Raw genomic sequence first — 1,444 nt, forward strand, 5'->3', positions numbered from 1 at the left:
TGAACTGCACCCCAATTGTTAGACACAACTAACAATTGGAGGTGTAGTTTTTTTATGACGAAATTTACAAATGAACAAAAACTAGATGCCGTTATGCGCTATCAAAATTCATCAGAGAGTATAAAAGAAATCGCAGAATCTATCAGTACTTACGAATCTGTTGTGCGTAACTGGATTAAGCAATTTGAATACCATGGTTTATCTGCTTTTGAAAAATCCTATACATCTTATACAGCGCAGTTTAAAATGGACGTACTAAACTATATGAACGAAAATGGCGTTTCCTCTAACGAAGCCGCGGTTATCTTTAAAATTTCTTCACCTGGAATGATTCGAAGGTGGCGTATTCAACTGAGAACAAGCGGATTGGATGCGCTCTTTTCTAAGAAAAAGGGGCGTCCAACCATGAAAAAAGAATCGACTAAACAACCTAAAAATGTACTAGAAGGCTCGACAGAAGCACTTCAAGCACGTATTAAGCAGCTTGAAATGGAAAACGAGTATTTAAAAAAGTTGAATGCCTTAGTTCAAGCCAAGGAAAAATCACCACGAAAGACAAAGTAAAGGTCATTTGTGAATTAAGGCATAAATACTCGGTGAAGGCGCTTGTGGCATTCGCAGAAATTCCACGTAGCACATACTACGATTTAGTAAAGAAGATGAGTCGACCAGATCCAGATGCCGAGTTAAAGGCTGAAATTCAAGCCATTTATAATGAACACGAAGGCCGTTATGGATACCGTCGTATTCGAGATGAGCTAGCGAATCGTGGGAAAAAAGTGAATCATAAGAAAGTGCAACGCATCATGAAAGCCCTAGGCTTAAAGTGCTTAGTTCGAATGAAAAAATATAAATCTTATAAAGGTACAGTTGGTAAAATAGCGCCGAATATTTTAGATCGCAATTTTACTGCAGAAGCTCCATATGAGAAGTGGGTAACGGATATCACAGAGTTTAAGTTATTCGGAGAGAAGCTTTATTTATCGCCTGTTTTAGACTTGTTTAACGGAGAAATTATTACGTACACAATCGGCTCTAGACCAACGTATTCATTAGTTTCTGAGATGTTAGAAAAAGCTTTAAAGAGGTTGCCAGAAAAACATAAGCTACTGATGCATTCTGATCAAGGCTGGCATTATCAAATGAAGCAATTTCGGCATGCCCTTGAATCAAGAGGTGTTGTGCAAAGTATGTCCCGTAAAGGAAACTGTTACGACAACTCAGTAATGGAGAATTTTTTCGGTATCATGAAATCAGAATTCCTCTACCTAAAAGAATTTGAAAGTGTCGAACAGTTAAAATTTGAACTTAAAAACTATATAAATTATTACAACACGAAACGTATGAAGGCAAAATTAAAAATGAGTCCGGTGCAATACCGAACTCATTTTATCCAAGCTGCCTAAATCGAAATAACCGTGTCTAACTATTAGGGGTCACTTCA

The 1,444-nt window shown here is 37.3% G+C and carries 1 protein-coding gene; it reads left to right on the forward strand.

The window, feature by feature from the left end:
• Window positions 1-54: 54 nt before the first annotated feature.
• Window positions 55-1,406 (forward strand): IS3 family transposase gene (locus tag AC07YC_RS22775; protein ID WP_494920518.1). Its coding sequence is split into 2 segments (ribosomal slippage): window positions 55-505 and window positions 505-1,406, totalling 1,353 coding nucleotides; the frame shifts between segments, so codons are not numbered across the junction.
• The last annotated feature ends 38 nt before the right edge of the window (window positions 1,407-1,444 follow it).

It is taken from the genome of Lysinibacillus sp. GW247-5R2A (assembly GCF_059424475.1).